The sequence below is a fragment of the Micromonospora orduensis genome (assembly GCF_006228125.1).
GTDB lineage: Bacteria > Actinomycetota > Actinomycetes > Mycobacteriales > Micromonosporaceae > Micromonospora > Micromonospora orduensis.
This window is the reverse complement of sequence record NZ_VDFY01000271.1, coordinates 1-6308: the sequence shown is the minus strand read 5'-3', so window position 1 is coordinate 6308 and position 6308 is coordinate 1. Positions and strand designations below refer to the sequence as shown.

Genomic DNA, 6308 nt, shown 5'->3' with positions numbered 1-6308 from the left:
CGCATGCACTGGTCCCCACGCTGGCCCACCACCAACGCGCCGACCGCGCCGGCGGTGAGCCAGCGTGGGGACCAGTGCATGCGATGTGCTCCTCTACTCCTGTGGGCCCCCATCCGTAGATGAGGGCCGATCGGAGTCTGCGACGGAGCCCGTCACCAGGTCACTAGTCGTCGGCCGCCGCAGCGGCGACATGTCGTCAGGTGGACAACCACCGTGCACCCACGGTGTGCCCGACGGTCACCTGCGGCTGCCCCGCCACCCGTGCACGGGAAGGCCGAACTTGGCGACCAGTCGGTCGGTGAACGGGCGTGCCCGCAGCCGCACGATGCGCACCGGCAGGGCGCCCCGACGCACGGTGACCCGGGCGCCGGGCGGCAGGTCGTACACCCGTCGACCGTCGCAGGAGAGCACGGCGAGGGTGGTGAACGGGTCCACGGTGATGACGAAGGTGGACGTGGGCGCGGTGACCAGCGGGCGGCTGAACAACGCGTGCGCGCTGATCGGCACCAGCAGCAGCGCCTCCACCTCCGGCCAGACCACCGGGCCGCCGCCGGAGAACGCGTACGCGGTGGAGCCGGTGGGGGTGGCGCAGACGACGCCGTCGCAGCCGTAACGGGACAGTGGCCGGCCGTCCACGTCGACGAGAAGTTCGAGCATCTGCGCCCGCTCGCCCTTCTCGACGCTGATCTCGTTGAGCGCCCACGACTCGATGGTGGGGCCGCCGTCGAACTCGGCGGTGACGTCCAGGGTGAGCCGCTCGTCCACCGTGTAGTTGCGGCCGACGACGTCCCGGACCGCCGTGTCCAGGTCGTCGATCTCCGCCTCGGCCAGGAAGCCCACCTTGCCGAGGTTGATGCCGAGCAGCGGCGCCTTCGCCGGCCGGGCCAGCTCCGCCGCGCGCAGGAAGGTGCCGTCCCCACCGAGCGCGAACACGATCTCGGCGCCCTCGGCCGCCTCCGGGCCGGCGACCGGCACCACGCCGGGCAGGTCGAGGTCATCGGCCTCGTCGGCGACCACCCGTACCTCGAAACCCGCCGCGATCAGGTCGGCGGCGACCGACCGGGCGTGCTCGGTGCTGCGCCGACGGCCGGTGTGGGTCACCAGCAGCGCCGTGCGACCGCTCATCGGACCGGCCGCCCGTCCACCGTCGCCCCGGCACGGCCGCGTGCCGGTGCGTACCGCTCGCTGTACGCGTTCACCCTGCGACCTCCTCCGCCGCCGCGGCCGACACGTCACCGGCCGTCGTCGGGCCGTCCGGCCCGGCCGCCACCACGGCCCGCACCCGCTGCGGGTCGGCCGGTGGTGCGCCCCGGCGCAACCATACGAAGAACTCCACGTTGCCGCTCGGCCCGGGCAGCGGGCTGGCCGCCACGTCGGCCAGGCCGAGGCCGAGCTGCCCCGCCGCCGCCGCCACATCGAGCACCGCCTCGGCGCGCAGCTCCGGCTCGCGGACCACGCCGCCGGCGCCCACCCGGTCCTTGCCGACCTCGAACTGCGGCTTCACCATCAACGCCAGGTCACCGTCGTCGCGGGTGCAGCGGGCCAACGCCGGCAGCACCAGCCGCAGCGAGATGAACGACAGGTCGGCCACCGTGAGGTCGACCGGCCCGCCGATCGTCTCCGGTTCGAGGGTACGGACATTGGTGCGCTCCAGGACGCGGACCCGGTCGTCGGTGCGCAGCGACCAGGCGAGCTGCCCGTAGCCGACGTCCACGGCCACCACCTCGGCGGCGTCGGCGCGCAGCAGCACGTCGGTGAAGCCTCCGGTCGAGGCGCCGGCGTCCAGGCAGCGCCGGCCGGCGACGCGCAGCCCGCCGGGGCCGAACGCCGCCAACGCGCCGGCCAGCTTGTGCCCGCCGCGCGAGACGTACTCCTCGGTGGGGTCGGCGCCGGTGACCAGCAGCGGGTCGGCGGGATCGACCATCGCGGCGGCCTTGCGCGCGGGCACCCCGCGCAGCTGGACCCGGCCGGCCTCCACCAGCGCGGCGGCCTGCTCGCGGGAGCGGGCCAGACCGCGGCGGACCAGTTCGGCGTCCAGCCGGTTGCGACGTGCCATGGGTGGTTCTCCGGTCTCGCTCAGGTCTGGTCGATTGTGGCGAGAGTTTCCCGCAGCGTCTCGTAGGCCGCCTCGTACTGGGCGACCTGGTCGGCCGGGGCGAGCGTCGCCGCGTTCGCCATGGCCCGCACGGCGGCGTCGACCGCCGGGTGCCGCGCGGCGTGCGCGTCGTCGCCGCCCGCGTCGAGGTCGGGTCGGACGCTCGACGGCGGACCGGGTCGCACGCCGAACCCACCGGCCGGCGGACCGGGGCGCACGCCGGGCGGCCCCGGCCGGACGTCGCCGGTCACCGGGCGCTCCACCCGGACGACGCGGGCGTCACGACCCACCGTCCGGGCGGCGCTTGCGCACGGCCTTCTTCGCCGGCATCGCCGCCGGGGTCGGGGCCTCGTCGCTGGTACGGCTGATGGTCGCGGGCGGCTTGCGCGCGATGGCCTTCTTGGCCACCGCCTTCTTCGCCACCGACTTCTTCGCGACCGCCTTCTTCGCCACCGGCGCGGAGACCGGGGCGCCGGCCGGGCCGTCCGACGGCACCAGGCCGGCGTCGGGCCGCGCGGCGCGGGTCGGGTCGGGCTCCGGGGTGGGGCCGGCGGGTGGCTCGACGGCCCGCGCCTCGCGCAGCTGCCGTTCCAGGTCACGCACCCGTCGCGTCAGCTCGGCCACCTCGTCGGCGGTGGCCAGGCCGACCGCGCCGAGTGCCCGGTCGACCTCGAACCGGACCAGCTTGGTCAACGCCTCCCGGTTGGCGGCGCCGGTGCTCACCAGCTCCTCGCCGAGGGCCTGGAGCTGGGCGGCGGTCGCGCCGCCGGAGCCGACGAGGCGACGCGCCACGTCCTGGGCCTTCTTCCGGGGCGCCTCCGCCAGGCCCATGGCCAGTTCGAGGTAGGCGCGCCACGCGTCCTGCATGCCGGTGTCCTTCCATGGGGCGAGGTGTGCAGGTGTCACGCTACCGGGCACCCCGGACAGTCCTGTGCGGTACGGTGCCGGGGACGGCGTGGCGATCAGCGAGGGGGAGATGTGGCCAGCGTGGACGAGTGCCGGCAGGCGTTGCAGGAGCTGGCCGCCCGGTTGGACCGCAACGCCGAGACGGTACGCGACCGGATCGACCTGGACCGGACGCTGGCCTGCCGGATCACCGACCTGGAAACGGCGTTCCACGGCCGGATCAGCGGCGGCCGGCTGGTCGAGCTGACCGACGGCGACGACCCCAAGGCCAAGATCGCGCTGAGCACGTCAAGCGACGACCTGCTGGCCCTGGTCCGCGGCGATCTGGACGTCACAAGCGCGGTGACCTCCCGCCGGGTGTCGATCAAGGCGAACCCGTTCGACCTGCTGAAGCTGCGCAAGCTGCTCTGACGAGCCCTCCGGCCCGTCTCACCCGCCGCTGGGCAGCCCGAAGCTCTCCAGGGCGTGGGCCGCGTCGGCGCCCACCGCACGGATCTTCGGCAGCTCCGGCGCCGACCAGGCCGCCGCGCAGAGCGCGGCGAGCGCGTCCAGCGGCCGACCCGAGCCGGCCAGCTCCACCAGGCCGTCCCGGTCCGTCACGGACCACCCTGCGCCGTCCCCCGGGACCGCCACAGCCCCCTCCGGGTCGAAGAGCCCCGCCAGGTCCCGCGCCACGTACGTGGGCCGCCGCCGCGGGCCGGCGGCCAGCAGGTCGGGAACGCCGTGGACGCCGGTGAGCACGAGCAGACTGTCCAGTCCGGCCCGGCGCGCGCCCTCGATGTCGGTGTCCAGACGGTCACCGACGACGAGCGTCCGGCCACCGCCGCTGCGCCGGGCGGCGGTCTCGAACAGCGCCGGCTCCGGCTTGCCCACCACCACGTCGGGATCCCGCTCCAACGCGGTCCGCAACACGGCGACAAGCGAGCCGTTGCCGGGCAACGGTCCACGATTGCTGGGCAGGGTCCGGTCGGTGTTGGTGGCGATCCAGGTCGCGCCCGACCGTACGGCCACCGACGCTTCCGCCAGCTCAGCCCAGCCCACCTGCGGGCCGTATCCCTGCACCACCGCGGCCGGCTCCTCGTCGGCGCGGGACACCGGGGTCAGACCGACCGCGCGCAGCTCGGCGCGCAGCGCCTCCGCGCCGACCACGAGCACCGGCGCACCCGCGGGCAGCCGGTCACGCAGCAGCTCAGCCGAGGCCGCGGCGGAGGTGAGCACCTCCTCCGGCCGGGCCGGCACCCCCATCCCGGTCAGCAGGTCGGCGACCTCGCTGGACCGTCGGGAGGCGTTGTTCGTCGCGTACGCCACCGCCCGCCCTTCGGCGTGCAGCCGGGCCACCGCGTCGACCGCGCCGGGAATCGGCCGGTCGATCAGGTAGATCACCCCGTCCAGGTCGAAGACGACCAGGGTGTACCCGTCGACCAGCCGCTTCCCGGCGTCGGCACTCACCGCTGCGTCGGCTCCGGCTCGTCGCCCCGGGCGGGGGCGGTGTCGTCGGCGTTCACCGCGTCCGCGACCGGCGCGGTCCGGTCAGCCGGCTCGGCGTTCCCGCTCTGGTCGGCATGCCGGTCCTCGTCCTCGTCGCCGAAGCCCTCGTCGTCCGCCGAGCGACCGACAGCGCCGCCCTGCTCGTCGTCGTCGAAGTCCTCGTCGCGGTCGTCTTCGTCGTCTTCGTCGTCTTCGTCGTCGTCGTCGTCTTCGTCGTCGTCGTCTTCGTCGTCGTCGTCTTCGTCGTCGTCGTCTTCGTCGTCGTCTTCGTCGTCGTCGTCGTCGTCTTCGTCGTCGTCGTCGTCGTCGAAGTCTTCGTCGTCGTCCGCGTCCCGGTCCGCCGTGTCGTCGTCACCGGCCGCCAGGTCGGTGTCCGGCTGGGTCGGGACCGCGCCGGGAGCGCCCGGACCGGCGGCGATCTCCTCGGCTTCGTCCTCGTCGTCGCCCTCGATGACCACGCCGTCGAGTTCGAGCAGCCGCTCGGCCGCGTCGGTCTCACCCTCGGTGTCCACGTCGGCGGCGCGGGAGAACCACTCGCGGGCCTCCTCGCGCCGACCCACCGCGAGCAGGGCGTCGGCGTACGCGTACCGCAGCCGCGCGGTCCACGGCACCGTCGCCTCGCTGGTGAGGTCCGGGACCTGGAGCATCGCCACGGCGGCGTCCTTCTGCCCGAGGTCACCCCGGGCGCCGGCGGCGACGATCAGCAGCTCGATCGCGACAGCCTGGTCCAGCTTGTCCTGGTCGGCGCCACGGAACAGGTCGATGGCCCGCTCCGGCCGACCGAGGGCCCGCTCACAGTCCGCGAGCACGGCGATGTGACTCTGCAGGCCACTCATCCGGTGGTACGTGCGCAGCTCGGCGATCGCCGTCTGCCACTCCCCCGCGTGGTACGCGGCCAGACCCACGGCCTCCCGGACAGCGGAGATGCGCGAGGCGAGTCGACGGGCGGCCAGCGCATGCGCCAGCGCCTCCGCCGGGTCCTCGTCGATCAACTGACCGGTGGCGACCAGGTGCCGGGCCACCGTCTCGGCGACCGGCTTGTTCAGCGACAGCAGTTCGGCGCGGACGTCCTTGTCGAGATCGGTCGCGACGATGTCGTCCGGCAACGCCGGGGCGGAGGTGCGCCCACCCTCGTACGACTCGGAGCCCGCACCACGGTCGTCGCGGCGGGTCTCCTCCTCGCGACGCGGCCGGTCGTCGGCCCGGAAACCACCCTCACGGCGGTCGCCGCCCCGGAAACCACCCTCGCGCGGGCCGCTGGGACGGGAACCGTCCCGGTCGCCGCCCCGGAAGCCGCCCTGGCGGTCGCCACCGCGGAAGCCGCCCTCACGCGGGGCGCCGCCCTCACGACGCTCACCGCCACGGAAGCCGCCCTCGCGGCGGTCGCCGCCACGGAAGCCACCCTCGCGGTCGCCGCCACGGAAGCCACCCTCACGCGGCGGGCCGGAACGGCCACGGTCGCCGCCCTGGTAACCACCCTCACGGCGGTCGCCACCACGGAAACCACCCTCGCGGTCGCCACCACGGAAACCACCCTCGCGGTCGCCACCACGGAAACCACCCTCGCGGTCGCCACCACGGAAACCACCCTCACGCGGCGGGCCGGAACGGCCACGGTCGCCGCCCTGGTAACCACCCTCACGGCGGTCGCCACCACGGAAACCACCCTCGCGGTCGCCACCACGGAAGCCGCCCTCGCGGCGGTCGCCACCACGGAAGCCGCCCTCGCGGTCGCCGCCACGGAAGCCACCCTCACGCGGCGACCGCGAGGGCGGCTTCCGTGGTGGCGACCGCCGCGAGGGCGGCTTCCGTGGTGGCG

Annotated in this window: 6 protein-coding genes and 1 pseudogene; 1 reads left to right on the top strand and 6 read right to left on the bottom strand. The window is 74.8% G+C overall.

From position 1 onward, the window contains the following. Window positions 1-237 precede the first annotated feature (237 nt). From FHG89_RS29630 to FHG89_RS29615, 4 genes are all read right to left on the bottom strand, one after another. On the bottom strand, window positions 238-1125 hold the full coding sequence (locus tag FHG89_RS29630; RefSeq protein WP_139587690.1) for an NAD kinase: 888 nt from the start codon (window positions 1123-1125) through the stop codon (window positions 238-240). 70 nt (window positions 1126-1195) lie between these two features. Then, complete coding sequence (locus FHG89_RS29625; protein ID WP_139587689.1) at window positions 1196-2056, bottom strand: TlyA family RNA methyltransferase; 861 nt, start codon at window positions 2054-2056, stop codon at window positions 1196-1198. A gap of 20 nt (window positions 2057-2076) precedes the next feature. Beyond that, window positions 2077-2346 carry a hypothetical protein gene (locus FHG89_RS29620; protein WP_208761156.1) on the bottom strand — a complete coding sequence of 90 codons (270 nt, stop codon included), beginning with the start codon at window positions 2344-2346 and terminating at the stop codon, window positions 2077-2079. 28 nt (window positions 2347-2374) lie between these two features. After that, window positions 2375-2962 (bottom strand): phasin family protein, encoded by a 588-nt coding sequence (locus FHG89_RS29615; RefSeq protein ID WP_139587688.1) that lies wholly within the window; start codon window positions 2960-2962, stop codon window positions 2375-2377. A 111-nt stretch (window positions 2963-3073) separates the two neighbouring features. On the opposite strand from FHG89_RS29615, the gene FHG89_RS29610 reads away from it, so the two are divergent. After that, window positions 3074-3412: an SCP2 sterol-binding domain-containing protein gene (locus tag FHG89_RS29610; RefSeq protein WP_139587687.1), complete on the top strand. Its 339-nt coding sequence runs from the start codon at window positions 3074-3076 to the stop codon at window positions 3410-3412. Window positions 3413-3430: 18 nt separating this feature from the next. On the opposite strand, the gene FHG89_RS29605 is transcribed toward FHG89_RS29610, so the two are convergent. Both FHG89_RS29605 and FHG89_RS34355 read right to left on the bottom strand, forming a co-directional pair. After that, on the bottom strand, window positions 3431-4450 hold the full coding sequence (locus FHG89_RS29605; protein ID WP_139587686.1) for an HAD-IIA family hydrolase: 1020 nt from the start codon (window positions 4448-4450) through the stop codon (window positions 3431-3433). A 406-nt stretch (window positions 4451-4856) separates the two neighbouring features. Further along, a pseudogene (locus FHG89_RS34355) lies at window positions 4857-5511 on the bottom strand (hypothetical protein); the annotation flags it as partial. Window positions 5512-6308 lie beyond the last annotated feature (797 nt).